The organism is Pseudomonas sp. B21-054, from assembly GCF_026016345.1.
Taxonomy (GTDB): domain Bacteria; phylum Pseudomonadota; class Gammaproteobacteria; order Pseudomonadales; family Pseudomonadaceae; genus Aquipseudomonas.
Window position 1 is genome coordinate 1,464,780 of sequence record NZ_CP087204.1, and the last position, 22,361, is coordinate 1,487,140.

Genomic DNA, 22,361 nt, shown 5'->3' on the forward strand with positions numbered 1-22,361 from the left:
GATTCCGATATCAACGTGTGAAGTAGCCTGCACAGCACTTCTTGAATTTATGTCCACTGCCGCATGGGCAGCTGTCGTTGCGTCCGATCTTGACCGGCACGGTTGGGTCGATGAAGTACCAACGCCCGTTATTCTGCACGAAGGATGACTGCTCGCGGTGGCTATGCTCTCCCTGGCCGTCATGCCAGCGCGCCGTGAACGTGACAAAGGCGTGTTCCGGTTGGCCGCCGAACACCTCGCTGCTTTCCACCTCCAGCCCCAGCCAGGTGCTGTTGGCGCTCCACTCGCTGATGGACTGGCGATCGAGGCCTTGCTGTTGGGCCGGGAGGGTGGTGGCCACCAGGTAATCCACCAGCCCCAGCACATAGGCGCTATAGCGCGAGCGCATCAAGGCTTCGGCGCAGGGCGGCGGGTGTCCGTCGTGGTAATGGCCGCAGCAGGTGTCCAATGGGTTGCCACTGCCGCAGGGGCAAATGGGTGTGTGCATGCTTGTGTTCACGGCTACCACCAGTATTTTCCAAAGTTTTCCGGGTTGGCCCAAAAGCGTGAGTTGAGCCAGTCGGGGACCTGTTTGTATTCAAGCAGATCGTAGGTAAACAGGGTCAGCACCTGCTCCTCGCGCTGGAATCGCTCACTGGCTTGCAGGGCCAGGGAGAAAAAGTCGGTTTCTTGCCAGCCGCAGGCGTTGAGGTCGGCGAGCACGGCGATGCGGCTGGCGTTGAGATTGCGGATGCCACCCAACAGGTTCAGACCGTCGCGCTTGGGCAAATGCTCCAGGCAATCGAGTGCCAGGGCCAGGTCGAAACGCTGCGCCGCCACGTCCGCCGGCAGCGAGCCGGGGCCGGCATGGACCACTTCGGTGTCGGGATGCGCCTGCCGGAACGCCTCGAGTGCGGGGAAACTGCTGGCTCCGATCAACAACAGTTTTTGCGGGGCGTAGCGATCAAGCACGGCGGCCAGGGCTTGCTGGGGCGTGCGCGAAGAAATGGCAACGGTCATCGAAGTTCCTCAGTCAGAATCATCACGATAGCCTGCGCGGACATCTCGGCCTAGAGCGGTTTGCGCCTGAACCTGTCGAAGTGCCGTAAACACTGGGCGAAACCGGCGCTAGCGTGATGCTGGCGCAGATCCTAACTCGGGTCTTTACTCCCCTGGATCGGCGCACACGCCGATCCCTCAAGGAGAAAACCCGATGAGCATAGTTCGGACAGCGTTACCCCTGGTTCTGCTAACCGGTGTGTTGACTGGTTGCGCAGGTTTGCAGAAAACCGACTGGCCGACCTGTGCGGCCGTCGGCGGCGTAATCGGCGCGGGTTTGGGCGCCACCGAAAGTACCTCCTGGGCTGGCGGCGGAGCGCTGTTCGTCGGCACCATGGCGGCGGCCTATTGCTGGGTGCACGGCGATGGCGACGAAGACGGCGATGGCGTGCCGGACAGCCGCGACAAGTGCCCGGGCACACCGAAGGGCGTGCAGGTCGATGCTGACGGCTGCCCGCCGCCCGTTCCGGCGCCGGTGGTTGAAGAAGTCGTGGTGGTCAAGGAAGAAACCATCGTGATCCGTGACGTGCACTTTGAGTTCAACAAAGCCACGCTGACCCCGGGCGACAAGGAGGTCCTGAGTACCGTTGCGACCCGGCTCAAGCAAGAAGCATCCACCGCGCAGTTGCGGGTTACTGGCCACACCGACAGCGTTGGCAGCGATGCCTATAATCAACGGTTGTCCGAGAAACGGGCCAATTCGGTGGTGCAATACCTGGTTGAAAACGGCGTGCCTCGTGCCAGTTTCGTCTCGGTGTCCGGTGCTGGTGAGAGCCAGCCGGTGGCCGACAACAAAACCGCCGATGGCCGCGCGATGAACCGCCGCACGGAAATCAAGATAAACCGCTGAAACCCTTGTCATCCGCGGCTTGTACAGTCGCGGATGCGGGTCTTTACTCCTGTGTGACCGGTATGGGCCGGTGACACAGGAGCCTTCACCATGAATGTTCTAATAAAGACCGCCTTACCGGTATTGCTGGCGGGCAGTCTGTTGTCCGGTTGCGCCACTCACAGCGATGGCAGCGCCCCTCTCAATCAACGCACCTGGCCAATCTGCAGTCTGATCGGCGGACTGGTCGGCGGTGGGCTTGGCGCCATTGAAAGCAGCGGCTGGGCTGCTGGCGGCGCCGCCTTGGGGCTGCTGGGCGGCGGCTTGATCTGTTACGCCCAGGATGGCGATGAAGACGACGATGGCGTGTTCGACCGCCGGGACCGTTGCCCCGACACACCGGCCAATACCCCCGTCGAACATCACGGTTGCCCGCTGCCGCAGTACCCGGCCAGTGCGCCACCGGTCGAACCTCAAGCACCGGCCTCCGAAGTCATCACCCTCAATGACGCCGGCAAGGTGCTGTTCGATTTCGACAAGTCCGATCTCACGGCAGAGGCTCGTCGCCAGCTCGATGGGCTGATGGGCAAATTGAGCCAGGCCAATATCGCCAGCATCCGAGTGGTGGGCCACACCGACAGCGTCGGGACCGATGCCTACAATGAGGGGTTGTCCGAACGGCGCGCCAGCAGCGTCGTGGAGTACTTGCTGACCCAGGGGCTGGCCCCGGACAAACTCACCAGCGAAGGCAAGGGCGAAAGCGAGCCGGTGGCCGACAACGAGACCGACGAAGGACGGGCGCAGAACCGTCGGGTTGAACTGCATCTGCAGCGTTGAGGCCTGAGCCAGAGCCGTCGGATCGCGCCCAGGGCGGTTCGGCGGTCGCTGGTCGACGGTAAATTAAATTTGCCTTTCCCTCTGGCTTATCCTGCGCGCAAGCCGTTACTGTGCGCCCAAAGAATAATACTCATCGGGGGGCGTATGAAGGTGTTTTGGGGGCTGGGGCGCTTGCTGACCCTGCTGTTCTGGCTGGTGGTACTGGTCAACCTGATCATGCCGTTCGTCTATCCGCTGCATGGGCTGGTCAACATCGCTGGAGCGATGTTGCTGGCGGTCCATTTGCTGGAGCTTTTGTTGTTCCGGGCCCGCTTTCGTGGCCGCCCCTCGCCTGGCCGCGATCGCCTCAGGGTACTGTTGTTCGGCCTCTTTCACCTGCAAACCATCCCGACCGCGCCAGAGGCTTCCCATGCGTAAATTGTGTCTGCTCATCGCCTTCGTGTGCCCATGGGCGTCGGCTCAAGTGCTCCAGGTAGAAAGCCACTCGTTGATGCGCCTGCCCAACACCACCAGCACCCTGACCCTGGAGCGGCTGGACGTGGCTGATTACGGCACGTTGCTGGTGCCCTCCAACGTCACTGAGCTGTCCATCGGCCAATTGCACTTGGGGCGCGAGGCGCGGATCGCCATTGTGCCTGCGCAGCAGGCGCTGGAAATGAAGGTCGCCCAGGCTGAATTGGCCGACGGCAGCCAGATCACTTCCCGGGGCGCGCCGGGCACTTATACGAAGGCGGCCCGGCCGGGGCGCGATCTCAACCTGCGGTTCAATGCCTTGAATGCACCGCTGTTGTCGGTGGATGCCCGCGGCGGTACCGGTGCCCCGGGTTTCGTGGGCCTCGACGGTGCCAATGGCCAGGCGCCGGGTTGCACCTGGGGTTCGGCCGGTCGCGGTGCCGACGGCAGCAACGGCAGCGATGGGCAACCGGGGGCCGCCGGTGCGCTGGTGCGCCTCGAAGTGCCTCGCGAGTATCCCGCCGAACAGATCAAGGTGGCGGTGGACGGCGGTGCCGGTGGTGCTGCCGGACCTGGCGGCAAGCCTGGGACGGGGGGCAAGGCCAAGGGTTGCCTGGTCTATACCGCTGATGGCGGTAAAAGCGGCCGCCCGGGTGCCGATGGCCAGCCAGGACCGGCTGGAGCGGCGGGCGCGGTGACGGTGCAGCGGTTCTAAGCGTGGGACGAGCCTAATGTGGGAGCGGGCTTGCTCGCGAAGAGGGCGTGTCAGGTTAATCAATGTTGACTGATCCACCGCTTTCGCGAGCAAGCCCGCTCCCACAGGTTCTGTGTGATACCTGAAGATTTTCTTCAGAACATCGGCCGCGCCGCGCCAATCGCCACTACCAGCAAGCCGATCAACAGATTGATCCCCACCAGTTTGCGAATCTTCCCCAACACCGCGGCGCCCGCCGGCCAGTCCTGTGCCGTCACAGCCGTACGCAACGACGGCAACTGCAAGCCCTGAATGCGGATAAACAGCGCCGTCATTACCACGTACAGCCCCATCATCACCTGCACATAGCGCGGCGCGGTTTCGAAACCGGCGAAACGCAGATGAATCAGGCCAACGCCACTGATCGGCAAAAGCACCACCGCCACCCAGACCCAAACGAAAAAACGCTGAAACACTTCGACCCACAACTTGAGCCGGGCAGGGCCCTCAAGCGCCGTCATTGCGGCGGGTCGCAGGATCATCCAGGCGAAGAACATGCCGCCGACCCAGACCAGGGCCGCGAGTAAATGCAGGGTGTAGACGAGGGCAAAGGGTGTCATTGAGTTACTCCGTTCTGCGCAGGATTCATTAGCGGGGTATGATAGCCGCCGATCCGAACCACTGAAAATTTATCCAGCGTTTTTAGCGCCCGACCATTCATGATCAGCACCGAACTCAAAACCACGATCCAGGGCGCCTATTCGCGTTTTCTCGAAGCCAAGAGCCTCAAGCCGCGATATGGCCAGCGCCTGATGATTGCCGAAGTGGCAAAAGTCCTGGGTGACATCGACACCGACGACGAAGGCCGGCGCAGTGGCGAGCCCGCCGTGGTGGCGGTGGAAGCCGGCACCGGTACCGGCAAGACCGTGGCCTACAGCCTGGCGGCGATCCCCACGGCCAAGGCCGCCGGCAAGCGCCTGGTGATCGCCACGGCCACCGTCGCCCTGCAGGAACAGATTGTCTACAAGGACCTGCCTGACCTGATGCGCAACAGTGGGCTGAACTTCACGTTCGCGCTGGCCAAGGGCCGCGGGCGCTACATGTGCCTGTCCAAGCTCGACATGTTGCTCCAGGAAGGCCAGGCGCAGACCGCCACGGCCCAGCTGTTCGAAGAAGAAGGCTTCAAGATCGAAGTCGATGAGGCCAGCCAGAAGCTGTTCACCAGCATGATCGAGAAATTGGCGGGCAATAAGTGGGACGGCGACCGCGACAGCTGGTCCACGGCCCTGGAAGACGCCGACTGGTCCCGTCTGACGACCGACCATAGCCAGTGCACCAACCGACATTGTCCGAACTTCGGCCAGTGCGCCTTCTACAAGGCTCGCGAAGGCATGGGCAAGGTCGACGTCATCGTCACCAACCACGACATGGTCCTGGCCGACCTGGCCCTGGGCGGCGGTGCGGTGCTGCCGGACCCACGGGACACGATCTACGTGTTCGACGAAGGCCATCACCTGCCGGACAAGGCCATCGGCCATTTCGCCCACTACACCCGGTTGCGGTCCACCGCCGACTGGCTGGAAACCACCGCCAAGAACCTCACCAAACTGTTGGCCCAGCACCCGCTGCCGGGCGACTTGGGCAAGTTCATCGAGCAAGTGCCGGAGCTGGCGCGGGAAATCAAGACGAACCAGCAGTTCATGTTCAGCGCCTGCGAGCAAGTGGCCGATTTCAAGCCAGGCGAAGACGTCGAGGGCCGTGAGCGGCCACGCCATCGTTTCGTCGGTGGCGTGATCCCAGAGCACATGCGCGAAATGGGCATCGAACTCAAGAAAGGTTTTGCGCGCCTGACCGATCTGTTCACGCGTCTGACCGACTTGCTCAAGGAAGGCATGGATGGCGAGGTCAACATCGGTATCGCCAGCAACCAGGCCGAGGAGTGGTACCCGCTGTTCGGCAGCTTATTGTCCCGTTCCCAGGGTAACTGGGAGCTGTGGACAGCATTCACCGCCGAAGACCCGGAAGACAACCCGCCCATGGCGCGGTGGCTGACTTTGGCCGAAAGCGGTTCGCTGTTCGATATCGAGGTCAATGCCAGCCCGATCCTGGCCGCGGAAATGTTGCGTCGCAACCTGTGGAACGTGGCCTACGGCGCGCTGGTGACTTCCGCCACGCTGACCGCCCTGGGCACTTTCGACCGTTTCCGCATGCGCGCCGGCTTGCCGAAGAAGGCCGTGACCGCCGTGGTCCCGAGCCCGTTCCACCACGCCGACGCCGGCGTGCTGCGGGTGCCGGATCTCAAGGCCGATCCACGGGATGCCGCCGCCCACACCGCCGCGATCATCCGCGACCTGCCAGAACTGGTGGAAGGCTCACGGGGCACCCTGGTGCTGTTTTCCTCGCGCAAGCAGATGCAGGACGTGTTCGATGGCCTTGACCGTGACTGGCGCAAGCAAGTGTTCATCCAGGGCAACCTGTCGAAACAGGAAACCCTGAACAAGCACAAGGCGCGGGTCGACGGTGGCGATTCCAGCGTGTTGTTCGGCCTGGCGAGTTTTGCCGAAGGCGTGGATTTACCCGGTGCCTATTGCGAGCATGTGGTGATCGCCAAGATCCCGTTCTCGGTTCCCGACGACCCGGTGGAAGCGGCGTTGGCCGAGTGGATCGAGGCGCGTGGCGGCAACCCGTTCATGGAAATCTCCGTGCCGGACGCCTCGCTGAAACTGGTCCAGGCCTGCGGTCGGTTGCTGCGTACCGAAGAAGATCGCGGCACCATCACCTTGCTCGACCGACGGCTGGTCACCCAGCGCTACGGCAAGGCGATTCTCAATGCGTTGCCGCCGTTTCGGCGGGAGATTTCCTGATACGCCGTAATTTTGCGTTCAGGAAGCTTATTTTGTGGTGAGGGGATTTATCCCCGCTGGGGCGCGAAGCGGCCCTGAAGCCAGGCGACTCAGAGTGCCAGGATAAATAGCATTGGCTGTTCGGGGGGGGGGCTGCTTTGCAACCCAGCGGGGATAAATCCCCTCGCCACAAGGACAGTGTCCAGCCAGCCGTCCTGTGGCGGTTCCCAAATGACCTAATGCCTGAAACAATGCCAGCCACTCTAAAAAGTCTTTGTTTCAAGGGAGTTGCGGGTGCAGATTCAAGGCCATTATGAGCTTCAGTTCGAGTCAGTACGTGAAGCGTTCGCGGCGCTGTTCGACGATCCCCAGGAGCGCGGCGCGGCGTTGTGCATTCAGGTCGGTGGCCGGACCGTCATCGATCTGTGGGCCGGCACGGCCGACAAGGATGGCAGTGAAGCCTGGCACAGCGACACCATCGCCAATCTGTTTTCTTGCACCAAGACGTTCACCGCCGTCACCGCGCTGCAACTGGTGGCCGAGGGCAAGTTGCAGCTGGATGCCCCGGTCGCCCGCTATTGGCCCGAGTTCGCCGTAGCCGGCAAGCAATCCATTACTTTGCGTCAATTGCTTTGCCATCAGGCCGGGTTGCCGGCGTTGCGTGAGTTGCTGCCGCCCGAGGCGCTTTATGACTGGCAAGCCATGGTCGATGCCCTGGCTGCTGAAACCCCCTGGTGGACACCAGGCGAGGGCCATGGCTACGCCGCGATCACCTACGGCTGGCTGATCGGCGAACTGCTGCGCAGGGCCGATGGTCGTGGTCCGGGCGAGTCTATCGGCGCCCGAGTGGCCAAGCCGTTGGGCCTGGATTTCCACGTTGGCCTGGCCGATGAAGAGTTTCATCGCGTGGCCCACATCGCCCGCGGCAAAGGCAATGTCGGCGATGCGGCGGCCCAGCGCCTGCTGCAGGTGACGATGCGTGAACCCACGGCCATGACCACCCGGGCGTTCACCAACCCGCCATCGATCATGACCAGCACCAACAAGCCGGAATGGCGGCGCATGCAGCAACCGGCGGCCAATGGCCACGGCAATGCCCGCAGCCTCGCCGGGTTCTACGCCGGTCTGTTGGACGGAAGCCTGCTGGAAGGGGAAATGCTCGACGAGCTGACTCGCCAGCACAGCTTCGGCGAAGACAAGACATTGCTGACCCAGACCCGTTTCGGCTTGGGCTGCATGCTCGACCAGCCGGATGTGCCGAACGCCACCTACGGCCTCGGGCCACGGGCATTCGGTCATCCGGGGGCGGGAGGCTCCATCGGGTTTGCCGATCCGGAGCATGATGTGGCGTTCGGCTTCGTGACGAACACACTCGGGCCCTACGTGTTGATGGACCCGCGCGCGCAGAGCCTGGCGAGGGTCCTTGCCACTTGTCTGTAAACCGCCATTGAAGGCGATGGGTACCGGAACCTCGTGCCCTTTCCAGTTTCAAAGCGTCTGTTTATGCGGCCCAAACATGGCCTTTTGTTTTTTCATTTACATCATTTTGTGGATATCCAATGTCATCGAATAAAACCCTCGCTCTGGCGCTGTGCTTCGCTATTACCGGTTGCGCTCAAACCCCACAAAATGATGCCGAGGGCAGCGGTGGCTGGTGGCCGTTCGGCTCTTCGGACAAAGTGGCGGTCAAAGAGACGCCGCCAGCCGCGCCTTTGAAGCCGGCCGCCGTTGCGCCGCAAGCGAAGGCCGAGGGCGCCACTCACTGGTGGTGGCCGTTCTCTTCCGATGATGCGACTTCGGATGTCGCCAAAAAAGACGAGCCGAAGCCTGAAGCCAAGGCACCGGTCGCCGTTGCCAAGGCTGAAGCTGCTGCTGAAAACAATGGCAAGTGGTGGTGGCCGTTCGGTGGGAAGGATCAGGAAACCGCGAAGGCGGTGCCGATGCCTGACCCGAAAGTCACCCAGGCCTGGCTCGACGATTACGAGCCGAAATTGCGCACCGCTATCAAGGACAGCAAGCTCGAGATTGAACGTCGCGACGATGTGCTGGTGGTGACCGCGCCGGTGGACAGCTCCTTCAACCCCGACCGTCCGGCGATGCTGCTGCCTGTGACCCTTGGCCCGTTCACGCGCGTAGCCAAGATCCTCGAAGCCGACCCGAAAACCGCCGTGCTGGTCCTCGGCCACGCCGACACCTCGGGCGCTGCGCCGGCCAACCTGAAACTCAGCCAGGAACGTGCCCAGTCCGTGGCGGCGATTTTCCGTCTCAGCGGCTTGCAACGTGATCGCTTGATGCTGCGTGGCATGGGCGCGGTTGCGCCCCGTGCGGCCAACGACAGCGTGGAAGGCCGTGCCTTGAACCGTCGCGTGGAACTGCTGGTCACGCCAGCGGACACCATGGTTGCGCTGCTGAGCAAATACAACATGCCTGCGCCTGCGCCAGTGACGCTGGTGGCTGCCCAGGACGCGAAGCCGGTGGTGGCGCCAGCTCCAGCGCCTGCGGCTAAGAAAGCCGTGACCCCGACGACCAAAAAAGCCCCGGCTAAAAAAGCCGTAGCCAAGGCTGCGACGAAGAAAACCCCGGCCAAGGCAACTCCGGCGAAGAAACCGCAACCGGCCAAAGCCGCCACCGATACCAAGAAAGTCGCGGCCGCCGATACCCCCAAACAGTGATGGGCTAACCACAAGGAACGCGCCATGACCCAAGCGCTGGCTGATATGCGCCGCGACTATACCCGCGACGGCCTGACCGAGGCGCAAGCCCCGGCCGAGCCATTCGCGCTGTTCCACCAATGGTTCGCCGACGCGGTGAAAACCGAGCAGGCTCCGGTAGAGGCCAACGCCATGACCCTGGCGACGGTGGACGCTGACGGGCGCCCGCACTGTCGGATCCTGCTGCTCAAGGGACTGGACGCCGAGGGCTTCACGTTCTTTACCAATTATGACAGCGCCAAGGGCCAGCAACTGGCAGCGAATCCTTTCGCGGCCATGACGTTTTTCTGGCCGACCCTGGAACGTCAGGTGCGCATCGAAGGCAAAGTGGTCAAGGTCACGGCGCAGGAGTCGGACGCCTATTATCAGGTGCGCCCGCTGGGCAGCCGTCTCGGCGCCTGGGCCTCACCTCAGAGCCGGGTGATTGCCGGTCGCGGCGAGTTGGAAGACTTGCTCAAGGCCACGGAACAGCGCTTCAGCGACAACCAGCCGCACTGCCCCGAACATTGGGGCGGATATCGTCTACTGCCCGAGCGCATCGAGTTCTGGCAGGGCCGCCCGAGCCGCTTGCATGACCGCCTCAACTACCGCCTGCAAGGGGCGAACTGGACTCGCGAGCGTCTGGCGCCTTAGCATTGGGATACCCTGCGGCAGCGGTTTGAAGCCATGGCTGCAGGTCCCGACGCTTGATGCCTTGCTCTTTGGCGCGGGCCAGTTGTTGCAGCATGTAGGTTTTTTTCTGCTCATCCTGCCCCGCCAACGACAATGCCAGGTCGCGATCCATCCAGCGTTTGATGCGTACATATAGCCACCAGTGGAAGTACAGACCGGCCACGGTGGTAGCGACTATGATGAAATAATCCATGAAAAATCCTTGGGTCGGTAACGCGGATATCGGAAATTGGCGCTACTGTGAGATGAATTTTCGGGCATGCCTGTATCCCACCTGAATGAAACCCTTTTTATCCCGGCGAGGCCGTGACAGGCGGCAAGCTGCGGAGTTTAATGAATACCTGTCTTTTGGAGTTGATGCTATGCGTAAGTCTGTTTTGCTGGTTGCTTCCTTTTCCACGATGGCGATGTTGCTCACTGGCTGTCAGTCGAGCTTGACCGGTGACTCCTACTCCCGTGACGAAGCGCGTCGCGTGCAGACAATTCGCATGGGGACCATCGAATCCCTGCGTCCGGTCAAGATCGAAGGCACCAAGACCCCAATCGGCGGTGCGGCCGGTGCTGTGGTCGGTGGTGTAGGCGGCAGTGCCATTGGTGGCGGCCGTGGCAGTATTGTCGCGGCGGTGATCGGTGCCGTGGCGGGTGGCTTGATTGGCTCGGCTACTGAAGAAGGCTTGACTCGTACTCAGGGTGTGGAAATCACTGTTCGTGAGGACGATGGCAGCATGCGTGCCTATGTGCAGCAGGTTCAGGAAAACGAGGTGTTCCGTGTGGGTGAGCGGGTTCGTATTTCCACTGTGGGTGGCACGAGTCGCGTGTCGCACTAATTTACGGGTTTACGGGCGGGATTCCTGAGTTGGTGTGTATATCCGTTATTTCCGTAACGGCTGCTGGCGGTTCCGCCCTTACGGCGGCTCACTTTTGAGAAGCGCAAAAGTAAGCAAAACGCTCATGCCCCACCACTCGGTGCCTCGCCTAGGCTCGGCATGCCCTCTCTCCGGCATTGCTCCGTGGGCCGCCGCGAAGGGCCATCCATGGCCCAGCGCGGCTATCCCGGCATCCATGCCGGGATGCCCACTGCGCAATGCCTGCGTTCGGCCAGCGTGGTCTAACGGGGCGCCCACGATCAAAAGCGTACGCGAGGCGGCCTTATAGCCGACCTGGCTTAGCGTGAACGCGTTCCTCCTGTGGGAGCGAGCTTGCTCGCGATGGCGGTAGTTCAGTTACATAGATGTTGGACCTGCTGTCGTCATCGCGAGCAAGCTCGCTCCCACAGTGGTCTATGTTTTATATAAGTTTTGTGTTTGCTGAAAATTTAATGCGAGCCTGCTCGCGATAGTTGCTATTCAACTTAGACGCTCTTGCTATTGCTCTTGCTTTTGCTCTGGACGTTGATCTCGGAGCCCCATTAACCACGCTGGCTGAACGCAGGTATTGCGCAGTGGGCAACCCGGCATGGATGCCGGGTTAGCCGCGCTGGGCCATGGATGGCCCTTCGCGGCGGGCCCACGGAGCAATGCCTGCGTTCAGGCATGCCGAGCCTAGGCGAGGCACCGAGTGGTGGGGCAGAAGCGCTTTGGTTACTTTCGCCTGGGCCGGCTTCCGGATTTTCGAAAGTGACCCGCCGTCAGGGCGGAACCGCCAGCAGCCGTTACCGCAGCAACGGATATACACACCAACCTCAGCTTTTAGAATGAGAGATCAGGAAGACAACACAGCCCGCTTACGACTGGCCGCCGCCGTCACCGCATAACCCAGCAACGCCGCCAGGATCGAACCGGTGAGGATCCCCATCCGATCCATGCCGGCGTAGTCGCTGACACCAGGCTCGAACGCCAGGGAGCCGACGAACAGGCTCATGGTGAAGCCAATGCCACACAGGATCGCCACCCCCAGTACCTGCCCCCAGTTAGCCCCGGCGGGCAGGCTGGCGATACCGATTTTCACCGCCAGCCAGGTCAGGCCGAAGACGCCGACGGTCTTGCCCAGCAACAGGCCGATCGCGATGCCCATCGGCACGTGGTGGGTGAAGCTTTCGACGGTGACGCCGCTCAGGGACAGGCCAGCATTGGCGAAGGCGAACAGTGGCAGGATGCCGTAGGCCACCCAGGGATGGAGGGCGTGTTCCAGAGTCAGCAACGGCGAGGTTTCGGCGTTTTTTGTCTGCAGCGGAATGCAGAACGCCAGGGTCACCCCGGCGAGGGTGGCGTGGACACCGCTCTTGAGCACGCAGACCCACAGGATCAGGCCGACGACCATGTAGGGCCCGAGCTTGACCACGCCCATCCGGTTCAACGCCACCAGCACGGCGATGCAGACGGCCGCCAATATGAGCGACAAGCTGGACAGAGCGCCGGAGTAAAAGATCGCGATGATGATAATGGCGCCCAGGTCGTCGATGATTGCCAGCGTCATCAGGAACAGTTTGAGCGACACCGGCACCCGCTTGCCCAGCAAGGCCAGCACGCCGAGGGCGAACGCAATGTCAGTGGCCGTTGGAATCGCCCAGCCTGCGAGGGCGGGGGGATTGTCGCGGTTGAGGAACCAGTAGATCAGCGCCGGTACGACCATGCCGCCAATCGCTGCCGCACCCGGCAGGACGATTTGCGAGGGTTTGGACAATTGCCCGCCGAGTACCTCACGTTTGACCTCGAGGCCGATGAGCAGGAAGAACATTGCCATCAGGCCGTCGTTGATCCACAGCAACAGCGGTTTGGCGATCTTCAGCGCCCCGACCTGGGCCACTACCGGCGTGTCCAGCAGGCCGTTGTACAACCAGGAGAGCGGCGAATTGTTGATGGCCAGGGCCAGTACGGCGGCGGCGATCAACAGCAGGCCGCTGGCCGCTTCCAGCTGGAAAAAACGTGTCAAGGAGTTACGTAGAGGCACGATCGCTCTCCCTATCGAATCAAAAAGATGGCACACCCTAACCCGTACTGTTAGTTGTTAAAACAAAAGTTATATTCTTTTTTGTTATATGTCGTTACGACGCGTGCGCCGCACAGTCGGGCAGTTACGGGGCATATTGGACCTTAGCTGTACCTGTGCGTGATGTCGGTTTTTTCCTAAGCTTGCGCCTGGTTTTTCCGAGACCACGTCGCGCCTGCATGACCGTCAGGTTTCCCCGCGTCGAACCGATCCAGTGAGAGGACACCATGAACGACCACCGCCAGTGGGCGCGCGAAGCGATTCGCATCATTGAGGCTGACTTCCAGCGCAGTGCCGATACACACCTGATTCCCCTGCCGCTGCCAGGCCTGCCGGGAATCGAGCTGTATTTCAAGGATGAGTCCAGTCATCCCACCGGCAGTCTCAAGCATCGGCTGGCTCGTTCGCTGTTTCTCTACGCGTTGTGTAACGGCTGGCTCAAGCCCGGTGCGCCGGTGATCGAGGCTTCCAGCGGCTCGACAGCCATTTCGGAAGCGTACTTTGCAAGGCTGCTCGGCCTGCCCTTTATCGCGGTGATGCCGGCGACCACCTCTAGGGAAAAAATCGCACAGATCGCTTTCTATGGCGGCCAGAGCCACCTGGTGGACGATCCTACGCAGATATACGCCGAGTCCGAACGCCTGGCCCGTGAACATGACGGTCACTTCATCGACCAGTTCACCTATGCCGAACGCGCCACGGACTGGCGGGCCAATAACAACATTGCCGAGTCGATCTTCCAGCAGATGCGCTTCGAGCGACATCCGGAGCCGAGCTGGCTGATTTCCAGCCCCGGCACGGGCGGTACCACGGCCACCCTGGGACGTTATGTCCGCTATCGCCAGCATGGCACCCGCGTGCTGTGTGCCGACGCCGAACGGTCGGTGTTCTTCGATTACTACCGCAGCGGCGATGCCAGCCTGCGCCTGGATTGCGGCTCGCGAATCGAGGGTATCGGCCGGCCACGGGTCGAGGCGTCGTTCTTGCCGAAAGTCATCGATGCGATGGTCAAGGTCCCGGACGCCTTGTCACTGGCGGCCATGCATTACCTGGCCGAGCGCTTGGGGCGGCGGGTCGGTGGGTCCAGTGGTACGAACCTGATCGGCGCGCTGATCGCCGCGAGGCAGATGGTTGAAGCGGGGGAGTCGGGGTCGATCGTGGCGATTTTGTGCGACGGCGGTGAGCGCTATGCCACGACCTATTACGATCCGGCGTGGCTCAAGGCCCAGGGCTATGAGTTGAGTGGGCTGATGGCTGCCGTGGCGGCGAGTGTGGAGCGGGGTGAGGCGCTGCCGGAAAGCGTGTTGCGGGCTAATATCTGAATCTTCCAGACGCTGAAATCCCTGTGTGCGAGCTTGCTCGCGATAGCGGTGGGTCAGTCAACGTCAGTGTTGAATGTTAAGCCGCCATCGCGAGCAAGCTCGCTCCCACAGGGGGACTGCTGTCAGGCCTCGAGGCCGAGAATGTCCCGCGCCACAGCCTCGGCAATCCGGATCCCGTCCACGCCCGCCGAGAGGATTCCGCCCGCATAACCGGCGCCTTCACCCGCCGGGAACAGACCCTTGACGTTCAGGCTCTGCAGCGATTCATTACGAGTAATGCGCAGTGGTGACGAGGTGCGGGTCTCGATGCCGGTCAGCACGGCGTCGTGCAGGGAATAGCCGCGAATCTGTTTTTCGAACGCTGGCAAGGCTTCGCGGATGGCTTCGATGGCAAAGTCCGGCAGGGCCAAGGCCAGGTCGCCCAGCGAGACGCCTGGCTTGTAGGACGGTTCGACGCTACCCAGTGCCGTTGACGGTTTGCCGGCAATGAAATCGCCCACCAACTGCGCCGGGGCTTCGTAGTTGCTGCCACCGAGGACGAAGGCGTGAGATTCCAGGCGTTCTTGCAGCTCGATACCCGCCAGTGGGCCGCCCGGATAATCCACTTCCGGGGTAATACCGACGACGATGCCGGAGTTGGCGTTGCGCTCGTTGCGTGAATACTGGCTCATGCCATTGGTCACGACGCGGTTCGGCTCGGAAGTCGCCGCCACCACGGTACCGCCCGGGCACATGCAGAAGCTGTACACCGAGCGACCGTTCTTGGCGTGGTGCACCAGTTTGTAGTCCGCGGCCCCCAGTTTCGGGTGGCCGGCGTACTTGCCCAGGCGCGCGCTGTCGATCAGCGATTGCGGGTGTTCGATACGGAAACCCACCGAAAATGGCTTGGCTTCCATGTACACGCCGCGGCTGTGGAGCATGCGGAAAGTGTCCCGGGCGCTGTGGCCCAGGGCCAGGATCACATGCCTTGAATGAATTCGTTCGCCGCTGGCCAGCTCGACGCCGACCAGTTGACCGTCCTCGATCAGCACATCGGTGACCCGCTCCTGGAAGCGCACTTCACCGCCCAGGGCGCGAATCTGCTCACGCATGTTTTCCACCACGCCTGTCAGACGGAACGTACCGATGTGTGGCTTGCTGACGTAGAGGATTTCTTCCGGCGCCCCGGCTTTGACGAACTCGTGCAGGACCTTGCGGCCCAGGAACTTCGGATCCTTGATCTGGCTGTAGAGCTTGCCATCGGAAAACGTTCCCGCGCCACCCTCGCCGAATTGCACGTTGGACTCGGGATTGAGCACGCTTTTGCGCCATAGGCCCCAAGTGTCCTTGGTGCGCTGGCGCACTTCCGGGCCGCGCTCGAGGATGATCGGCTTGAAGCCCATCTGCGCCAGCAACATGGCGGCGAAGATCCCGCACGGGCCGAAACCGACCACGATCGGCCGTTGGTTCAGGTCGGCCGGGGCCTGGCCCACCACTTTGTAGCTGACATCCGGCGCTTCGTTGACGTTACGGTCATCGGCGAACTTGCGCAGCAGGCTGGCTTCATCGCGCGCCGTCAGGTCGATGGTGTAGATGAAGCACAGTTCGGAGGATTTTTTGCGTGCGTCGTAGCTGCGTTTGAACAAGGTGAAGTCGAGCAAGTCATCGCTGGCGATGCCCAGGCGCTGCACGATGGCAGGGCGCAGGTCTTCTTCGGGATGGTCGATTGGCAGCTTGAGTTCGGTGATTCGTAACATGGCGGGATCCGGTTCGCGGGGCGCACAACTGCGCCAAGGCGTGAACCGGCGATTATAAGCCAAAACCGTCGAATCAGTCGTCGCGCGCACCACCGAAGTAACCGCAGCCGCGCTGGACCTGGCCGTTGACCCGCAGTTCGGCGCTCATGTGCTGAACGCTGCCGGTGACGCTATCGATGCAGCGCTGGGGAGTGACCCAGAGCTCGACCTTCTGGCCATTGGCCTCGGTGCTGAGATTGAAGCGGCCATCGCCCAGTTGTTCCTCCATGAAAGGCACGGCCAGCGGCGGTTGGCCCTCACGTTCGAGAACCAGGCCCTTGCCGCTGGCCTTGAGGTTCCATTCGGGACCATGGCCGGCGGCGCGCAGAATCAATAACTTGAAGTTCCCGTCATCGCAAGCGGTGCCCGAGCGCTCCAGGCGATACAACTGTTCCAAGTCCAGCTGGCTGTCGGTACCGGCGGCTGCGCTGGAGACGATACGACCACGCACATCGGCAAACAGCTTGCCCCGGTCATCGGCCAGGCTGGCGGCTTGTTGCAGCACGCTGGTGCCACCGCTGTCGCTGACGATGTAGCGGCGCTGTTCCTGGCACGGCTGGAACACCAGCTTGCCATCGACCGCCGTGAGTTCGCCTTGCATGCGCGTCTGACCAGCGTGGGAGGCGCTCTGACGGGTATCGAGCAGTTGGCAGCCGGCAAAGAGCGGCAGGAGGGCGACAAACAGCAGGGAGCGGGCGGCACGCATCATTGGGTCTCCAGACAAGTGCCGCCACGTTATCAGACTGATCCTGCATCACAAGGGGGATTAGCCCACGTGAAAGGTCTGACCGGTTTGTAGGCCTTCGACGCTCTTGGCGTAGGCCAATGCCACATCCACTGCGGGTACGGGTTTGAAGCCGCGGAAATAAGGCGCGTATTTGTCCATGGCTTCCAGCAGCACGTTGGGGCTCACCGAGTTGACCCGCATGCCCCGTGGCAACTCGATTGCCGCGGCGCGCACGAAACTGTCCAGGGCGCCGTTGACCAAGGCCGCCGAAGCACCGCTCTTGATCGGGTCGTGGCTGAGCACGCCGGTGGTGAAGGTGAAGGACGCACCGTCGTTGGCGAATTCGCGACCGATCAGCAGCAGGTTGACCTGGCCCATCAGCTTGTCTTTCAAACCGAGGGCGAAGCTTTCTTCGGTCATGTCGCCCAGGGGCGCAAAGGTGACATTGCCCGCCGCGCAAATCAGCGCATCGAAGCGCCCGGTTTTTTCGAACAGGGCGCGGATCGAGGCGCTGTCGCTGATATCCACGTGCAGTTCACCGCTCTGGCGGCCAATCCGAATAATTTCGTGGCGCGGCGACAGTTCATTATCAATGGCCGAACCAATGGTGCCGTTGGCGCCGATCAACAGGATTTTCATGAGCTGTTCCTTAGTGGGTTGAACGAGTTTTCAGTCTAGAGGGGTTCTTTCCATTGATAATCATGCTAATAGGCAACCTTTGGTTTTCATTTGGAAACAATCCAATGAGCGAAATGGATGACCTGGCGGCGTTTGCCGTGTTGATGGAGGCCGGCAGTTTTACCTTGGCGGCCCAGCAGTTGGGGTGCAGCAAGGGCCAGTTGTCCAAGCGCATCAGCCTGTTGGAGAGCCGGTTTTCGGTGGTGTTGCTGCAACGCACCACACGGCGCTTGAGCCTCACGGCGGCCGGTGCGGCGTTGTTGCCCCAGGCCCAGGCGTTGCTGGTGCAGGTGGAGAGGGCGCGTCAGGCATTGGCTCGGTTGAAGGACGATATTTCCGGGCCGGTGCGTATGACGGTTCCGGTTTCGTTGGGCGAAACCTTCTTTGAAGGTTTGCTGCTGGAGTTCGCTCGCACGTACCCCGACGTGCAGATTGAACTGGAACTCTACAACGGCTATCGCGACCTGACCCGCGATGGCTTCGACCTGGCGATCCGCTCCGACGCCGCCATCGATGAGCGATTGGTAGCCCGGCCGTTGCTGGCGTGGCACGAAATGACCTGCGCCAGCCCGGCATACCTCGATCAATATGGCGAACCAGAAACCCCCCAGGCCCTGGCGGAACACCGTTGCCTGCTCAACAGCCACTACAGTGGTCGCGAAGAATGGCTGTATCACCAGCAGCATGAATTGTTGCGAGTGCGGGTGTCGGGGCCGTTCGCCAGTAATCATTACAGCCTGTTGAAAAAAGCCGCCCTGGCTGGTGCTGGCATCGCCCGGTTGCCGTCGTACCTGCTGCATGAAGAATTGGCTGACGGGCGCCTGCGCTGGTTGCTGCGCGATTACCAGACCCGTCGCATGCCGATGTACCTGGTGCACCCGTATCAAGGCGGGTTGCCCAAGCGTACTCAGGTGTTGGCCGACTATCTGATTGACTGGTTCAAGCGCAGTGGGGAGGCGTTGGATCGGCTCCAGCGCTAGCGACTGCTGAAAAACTATGGCGAGGGGATAAATCCCCTCTCCACAAATGTGTTCTCCCACCAGGGCTGTGTTCGCTGGAAATTCAGGCAAAAAAAAACGGCCCGAAGGCCGTTTTTCCATGGCTACAGCCTCAACCGCCCAGGTACGCCTCGCGCACTTTCGGATCGGTCAGCAGCGCCTCGCCGGTGCCTTGCATGACCACCCGACCGTTCTCCAACACATACGCCCGATCGGCGATCTTCAGCGCCTGGTTGGCGTTCTGCTCCACCAGGAACACCGTCACGCCATCCTTGCGCAACTGTTCGATGATGTCGAAGATCTGCTGGATGATGATCGGTGCCAGGCCCAGGGAAGGCTCGTCGAGCAGCAGCAGCTTGGGTTTGCTCATCAGCGCACGGCCGATGGCGAGCATTTGCTGTTCGCCGCCGGACATGGTGCCGCCGCGCTGGGTAAAGCGTTCTTTCAGGCGTGGGAAAAGGTGCAGTACCTTGTCCATTTGTTCCTGATAGTCGCCCTTGTCGGTGAAGAAACCGCCCATGGCGAGGTTTTCTTCCACGGTCAGCCGGGCAAAGACCCGACGGCCTTCCGGCACCACCGCAATGCTCTTGCGCATGATCTGCGACGAGTCCTGGCCCACCAGTTCCTCACCCATGTAGCGGATGCTGCCGCTGTGGGCCTGGGGCGAACCGCAGAGCGTCATCAGCAGGGTGGATTTGCCGGCGCCGTTGGCGCCGATCAGCGTCACGATCTCGCCCTGGCGGACTTCGACGTTGACGCTGTGCAGGGCCTGGATCTTGCCGTAGAAGGTGGAAACGTTTTCGAACTGCAGCATTTACGCTTCCCCCAGGTAGGCTTTGATCACTTCAGGATTGTCACGGATCTGTTCCGGCGAGCCATCGGCCAGGGGCGTGCCCTGGTTGATCACGACGATGTGGTCGGAAATGCTCATGACCAGCTTCATGTCGTGCTCGATCAGCAGCACGGTGACGTTGTGTTCCTCACGCAGCACGCCGATCAGCGCCTTGAGGTCTTCGGTTTCCTTCGGGTTCAGGCCGGCGGCGGGTTCGTCGAGCATGAGGATCCGCGGACGGGTCATCATGCAGCGGGCGATTTCCAGGCGCCGTTGCTGACCGTAGGCCAGGGTCCCGGCGGTACGGTTGGCGAACTCCTTGAGGTTGACCTTTTCCAGCCAGTACTCGGCGTACTCCATGGCCTCGCGTTCGCTCTTGCGGAACGCCGGGGTCTTGAACAGGCCGGCAAAGAAGTTGGTGTTCAGGTGACGATGCTGGGCGATCAACAGGTTCTCGACCGCCGTCATGTCCTTGAACAGCCGCACGTTCTGGAAGGTGCGCACCACGCCTTTGCGGGCGATGTGGTGGCCGGCCAGGCCCTGGATCGGCTCGCCGTCCAGCAGGATGGTACCGCCGGTGGGCTGATAGAAACCCGTCAGGCAGTTGAACACGGTGGTCTTGCCCGCGCCGTTCGGCCCGATAAGTGCCACCACCTGTTTCTCTTTCACGGTCAGGGCCACGCCGTTGACCGCCAGCAAACCGCCGAAGCGCATGCTTAGATTTTCAACCTTGAGGATCTCGCGGCTCATTTGCGCAGCTCCGCTCTTAGTTTAAGTACGGGGCGTTGCATAGGCAGCAGACCTTGAGGACGCCAGATCATCATCAGCACCATCAGGGCGCCGAACATCAACATGCGGTATTCGCTGAATTCACGCATCATTTCCGGCAGCAGGATCATCACGATGGCGGCCAGGATCACCCCCAGTTGCGAGCCCATTCCGCCCAGCACCACGATGGCGAGGATGATCGCCGACTCGATGAAGGTGAAGGATTCCGGCGTCACCAGGCCCTGACGGGCGGCGAAGAAGCTGCCGGCAAAACCGGCGAACGCGGCACCGAGGGTGAAGGCCGACAGCTTGATCACGGTCGGGTTGAGACCCAGCGCACGGCAGGCGATTTCATCCTCACGCAACGCTTCCCACGCACGGCCAATCGGCATGCGCAGCAGGCGGTTGATGACGAACAGCGCGGCGAGGGCCAGCAACAGCGCAACCAGGTAGAGGAAAATCACCTTGTTGATCGAGCTGTATTCCAGGCCGAAGTACTCGTGGAAGGTCTGCAGGCCTTCGGCGGCGGTTCTATCGAAGCTCAGTCCGAAGAACGTTGGCTTGGGGATGTTGCTGATGCCGTTCGGGCCGCCGGTGATGTCGGTCAGGTTGCGCAGGAACAGCCGGATGATCTCGCCGAAGCCCAGGGTCACGATCGCCAGGTAGTCGCCGCGCAAGCGCAGCACCGGGAAGCCCAGCAGGAAACCGAAGGTGGCGGCCATCATCCCGGCGATGGGCAGGCAGATCCAGAAGCTCAGGCCGAAGTAGTGGGACAGCAGCGCGTAGCTGTAGGCCCCGACGGCGTAGAAACCCACGTAGCCCAGGTCCAGCAGGCCGGCCAGGCCGACCACGATGTTCAGGCCCAGGCCCAGCATCACGTAGATCAGGATCAGCGTGGCGATGTCCACCGCGCCACGGGAGCCGAAGAACGGCCAGACCAGTGCGCCAACGATCAGGGCCAGCACGATCCAGCGCTGGGTGGTCGGCAGGGTCAGGAAGTGGCTGGCCTTGGCCGGGATCACCGGCAGGCCGGGAGACGACTTCCACACCGCGCTGATCTGCGTGCTGAACAGCACGCGCAGGAACATCAAGACCGAACACACGGCGATGGTCGCCAGGATGGCCGGGCTGGTGCCATGCACTTCCAGATTGATACCGACGATGGTCAGTTTGAGACCGAGTACCGGGTAGGCCACGGCCCAGACCAGCAGGGCGCTGAAAAGCGCCGATTTGAGATGCCTAGTCATACTTTTTCAACCTCCGGGCGGCCCAGGATGCCGGTCGGCCGGAATAACAGAACCAGAACCAACAAGCCGAACGCGACGACATCCTTGTACTGGTCGCCGAAGATGTCGGCGCCAAAGGCTTCCGCCACGCCCAGCACCAGCCCGCCGAGCATCGCTCCGGGAATGCTGCCGATGCCGCCCAGTACGGCGGCGGTGAAGGCCTTGAGGCCCACGAGGAAGCCGGCGTTGGGGTTGATCACGCCGTATTGCATGCTCAACAGCACCGCGGCGATGGCCGCCAGGGCCGCACCGATGACGAAGGTCAGGGCGATGATGTTGTTGGTGTTGATGCCCAGCAGGTTGGCCATCTTGATGTCTTCGGCGCAGGCGCGGCAGGCACGGCCCAGGCGGGAGCGGGAGATGAACAGCGTCAGGCCGAGCATGGCGACCAGGGTCACCACGAACACCACGATTTGCATGTAGGAAATCAGCACTTCATGTGCGCCACCTGGCCCGATGGCAAAGTTGCCCGGAATCAGGTTGGGGATGGATTTGTCCTTGGAGTCTTGCGAAAGCAGAACCGTGTTCTGCAGGAAGATCGACATACCAATGGCGGAAATCAGTGGAATCAGACGGTTGCTGCCGCGCAGGGGGCGGTAGGCGATCCGTTCGATGCTGTAGCCATACGAACTGGTGACCACGATGCTCGCGATGAAGGCCGCGGTCATCAACAGCGGGACACTGTCGAGTCCCATCATGGCCAGCCCGGCGATGGCGATGAACGCCACGTAGGAGCCGATCATGTACACCTCGCCGTGGGCGAAGTTGATCATTCCAATGATGCCGTAAACCATCGTATAGCCGATGGCGATCAAGGCATACGTGCTGCCAACGGTCAGGCCGTTAACCAGCTGCTGGAAGAAGTGATAGATGTCAGGCATTACAGCGCTCCTAAAAACCTGATACGCATTTCACTGGTGGAGTCATTTTCCCGCCCGGCCCCGTGGATCTGCATCCACTTCGAGCACGA

At 61.7% G+C, this 22,361-nt stretch carries 24 protein-coding genes; 12 read left to right on the forward strand and 12 right to left on the reverse strand.

Annotation, left to right across the window (positions count from 1 at the left end):
• Positions 1–10: 10 nt before the first annotated feature.
• Together LOY70_RS06470 and LOY70_RS06475 are read right to left on the reverse strand one after the other, a co-directional pair.
• Positions 11–487, reverse strand: a complete 477-nt coding sequence (locus tag LOY70_RS06470; protein WP_123417277.1) for a YchJ family protein — start codon at positions 485–487, stop codon at positions 11–13.
• 14 nt (positions 488–501) lie between these two features.
• The gene (locus LOY70_RS06475; RefSeq protein WP_025212200.1) at positions 502–999 is read right to left on the reverse strand and encodes a DUF6231 family protein; all 498 of its coding nucleotides are present in this window, start codon (positions 997–999) and stop codon (positions 502–504) included.
• 193 nt (positions 1,000–1,192) lie between these two features.
• On the opposite strand from LOY70_RS06475, the gene LOY70_RS06480 reads away from it, so the two are divergent.
• From LOY70_RS06480 to LOY70_RS06495, 4 genes are all read left to right on the forward strand, one after another.
• Entirely contained in the window at positions 1,193–1,888 is a 696-nt protein-coding gene (locus tag LOY70_RS06480; protein ID WP_265034770.1) for an OmpA family protein, read from the forward strand.
• A gap of 90 nt (positions 1,889–1,978) precedes the next feature.
• Positions 1,979–2,704, forward strand: a complete 726-nt coding sequence (locus tag LOY70_RS06485) for an OmpA family protein (RefSeq protein WP_265034771.1) — start codon at positions 1,979–1,981, stop codon at positions 2,702–2,704.
• 144 nt (positions 2,705–2,848) lie between these two features.
• Entirely contained in the window at positions 2,849–3,121 is a 273-nt protein-coding gene (locus LOY70_RS06490; RefSeq protein ID WP_025212203.1) for a DUF1145 domain-containing protein, read from the forward strand.
• Positions 3,114–3,872 (forward strand): collagen-like protein, encoded by a 759-nt coding sequence (locus LOY70_RS06495; protein ID WP_265034773.1) that lies wholly within the window; start codon positions 3,114–3,116, stop codon positions 3,870–3,872. The genes LOY70_RS06490 and LOY70_RS06495 overlap by 8 nt, the downstream gene beginning before the upstream one ends.
• Positions 3,873–4,006: 134 nt before the next feature.
• Here LOY70_RS06495 and LOY70_RS06500 read toward each other — a convergent pair whose 3' ends face one another.
• Complete coding sequence (locus tag LOY70_RS06500; protein ID WP_123342451.1) at positions 4,007–4,471, reverse strand: CopD family protein; 465 nt, start codon at positions 4,469–4,471, stop codon at positions 4,007–4,009.
• Between the two features lie 99 nt (positions 4,472–4,570).
• On the opposite strand from LOY70_RS06500, the gene dinG reads away from it, so the two are divergent.
• From dinG to pdxH, 4 genes are all read left to right on the forward strand, one after another.
• Complete coding sequence (gene dinG, locus LOY70_RS06505; protein WP_123342450.1) at positions 4,571–6,715, forward strand: ATP-dependent DNA helicase DinG; 2,145 nt, start codon at positions 4,571–4,573, stop codon at positions 6,713–6,715.
• A gap of 273 nt (positions 6,716–6,988) precedes the next feature.
• Positions 6,989–8,134: a serine hydrolase domain-containing protein gene (locus LOY70_RS06510; RefSeq protein WP_265034776.1), complete on the forward strand. Its 1,146-nt coding sequence runs from the start codon at positions 6,989–6,991 to the stop codon at positions 8,132–8,134.
• A gap of 119 nt (positions 8,135–8,253) precedes the next feature.
• Positions 8,254–9,366: an OmpA family protein gene (locus tag LOY70_RS06515; protein ID WP_265034778.1), complete on the forward strand. Its 1,113-nt coding sequence runs from the start codon at positions 8,254–8,256 to the stop codon at positions 9,364–9,366.
• A 24-nt stretch (positions 9,367–9,390) separates the two neighbouring features.
• Positions 9,391–10,038 carry a pyridoxamine 5'-phosphate oxidase gene (gene pdxH, locus LOY70_RS06520; RefSeq protein ID WP_265034780.1) on the forward strand — a complete coding sequence of 216 codons (648 nt, stop codon included), beginning with the start codon at positions 9,391–9,393 and terminating at the stop codon, positions 10,036–10,038.
• Here the strand turns inward: pdxH and LOY70_RS06525 are convergent.
• Positions 9,986–10,270: a hypothetical protein gene (locus LOY70_RS06525; RefSeq protein ID WP_123342446.1), complete on the reverse strand. Its 285-nt coding sequence runs from the start codon at positions 10,268–10,270 to the stop codon at positions 9,986–9,988. The two genes, pdxH and LOY70_RS06525, sit on opposite strands and share 53 nt — an antisense overlap.
• A 169-nt stretch (positions 10,271–10,439) precedes the next feature.
• On the opposite strand from LOY70_RS06525, the gene LOY70_RS06530 reads away from it, so the two are divergent.
• Together LOY70_RS06530 and LOY70_RS06535 are read left to right on the forward strand one after the other, a co-directional pair.
• A complete protein-coding gene (locus tag LOY70_RS06530; protein ID WP_024776354.1) occupies positions 10,440–10,904 on the forward strand; it encodes a glycine zipper 2TM domain-containing protein in 465 nt (154 codons plus the stop codon).
• Between the two features lie 159 nt (positions 10,905–11,063).
• Entirely contained in the window at positions 11,064–11,189 is a 126-nt protein-coding gene (locus LOY70_RS06535; protein WP_256211728.1) for a hypothetical protein, read from the forward strand.
• A gap of 589 nt (positions 11,190–11,778) precedes the next feature.
• Here LOY70_RS06535 and nhaA read toward each other — a convergent pair.
• Positions 11,779–12,966, reverse strand: a complete 1,188-nt coding sequence (gene nhaA, locus LOY70_RS06540; RefSeq protein WP_265034783.1) for a Na+/H+ antiporter NhaA — start codon at positions 12,964–12,966, stop codon at positions 11,779–11,781.
• Positions 12,967–13,232: 266 nt separating this feature from the next.
• Between nhaA and LOY70_RS06545 the strand changes: the two genes are divergently transcribed.
• Positions 13,233–14,327 carry a PLP-dependent cysteine synthase family protein gene (locus LOY70_RS06545; protein WP_072349337.1) on the forward strand — a complete coding sequence of 365 codons (1,095 nt, stop codon included), beginning with the start codon at positions 13,233–13,235 and terminating at the stop codon, positions 14,325–14,327.
• 122 nt (positions 14,328–14,449) lie between these two features.
• On the opposite strand, the gene LOY70_RS06550 is transcribed toward LOY70_RS06545, so the two are convergent.
• The 3 genes from LOY70_RS06550 to LOY70_RS06560 all read right to left on the reverse strand — a co-directional run bounded on the left by LOY70_RS06550 (position 14,450) and on the right by LOY70_RS06560 (position 17,468).
• Positions 14,450–16,063 carry an NAD(P)/FAD-dependent oxidoreductase gene (locus tag LOY70_RS06550; RefSeq protein ID WP_265034786.1) on the reverse strand — a complete coding sequence of 538 codons (1,614 nt, stop codon included), beginning with the start codon at positions 16,061–16,063 and terminating at the stop codon, positions 14,450–14,452.
• A gap of 73 nt (positions 16,064–16,136) precedes the next feature.
• Entirely contained in the window at positions 16,137–16,808 is a 672-nt protein-coding gene (locus tag LOY70_RS06555) for a COG3650 family protein (RefSeq protein ID WP_265034788.1), read from the reverse strand.
• Positions 16,809–16,868: 60 nt separating this feature from the next.
• On the reverse strand, positions 16,869–17,468 hold the full coding sequence (locus tag LOY70_RS06560; RefSeq protein ID WP_265034790.1) for a short chain dehydrogenase: 600 nt from the start codon (positions 17,466–17,468) through the stop codon (positions 16,869–16,871).
• Between the two features lie 104 nt (positions 17,469–17,572).
• Here LOY70_RS06560 and LOY70_RS06565 point away from each other — a divergent pair, with 104 nt between their 5' ends.
• The gene (locus LOY70_RS06565; RefSeq protein WP_265034792.1) at positions 17,573–18,487 is read left to right on the forward strand and encodes a LysR family transcriptional regulator; all 915 of its coding nucleotides are present in this window, start codon (positions 17,573–17,575) and stop codon (positions 18,485–18,487) included.
• Between the two features lie 130 nt (positions 18,488–18,617).
• On the opposite strand, the gene LOY70_RS06570 is transcribed toward LOY70_RS06565, so the two are convergent.
• The 4 genes from LOY70_RS06570 to livH are packed head-to-tail and all read right to left on the reverse strand — an operon-like array spanning position 18,618 to position 22,272.
• Positions 18,618–19,319, reverse strand: coding sequence for an ABC transporter ATP-binding protein (locus LOY70_RS06570; RefSeq protein ID WP_123342436.1), 702 nt, complete (start codon positions 19,317–19,319; stop codon positions 18,618–18,620).
• On the reverse strand, positions 19,320–20,087 hold the full coding sequence (gene livG / locus LOY70_RS06575; RefSeq protein WP_265034795.1) for a high-affinity branched-chain amino acid ABC transporter ATP-binding protein LivG: 768 nt from the start codon (positions 20,085–20,087) through the stop codon (positions 19,320–19,322). It abuts the gene before it with no gap.
• Positions 20,084–21,352 carry a high-affinity branched-chain amino acid ABC transporter permease LivM gene (locus tag LOY70_RS06580; RefSeq protein ID WP_265034797.1) on the reverse strand — a complete coding sequence of 423 codons (1,269 nt, stop codon included), beginning with the start codon at positions 21,350–21,352 and terminating at the stop codon, positions 20,084–20,086. Before LOY70_RS06580 ends, livG begins: the two co-directional genes overlap by 4 nt.
• Complete coding sequence (gene livH / locus LOY70_RS06585) at positions 21,349–22,272, reverse strand: high-affinity branched-chain amino acid ABC transporter permease LivH (protein WP_014336891.1); 924 nt, start codon at positions 22,270–22,272, stop codon at positions 21,349–21,351. Before livH ends, LOY70_RS06580 begins: the two co-directional genes overlap by 4 nt.
• Between the last annotated feature and the right edge of the window lie 89 nt (positions 22,273–22,361).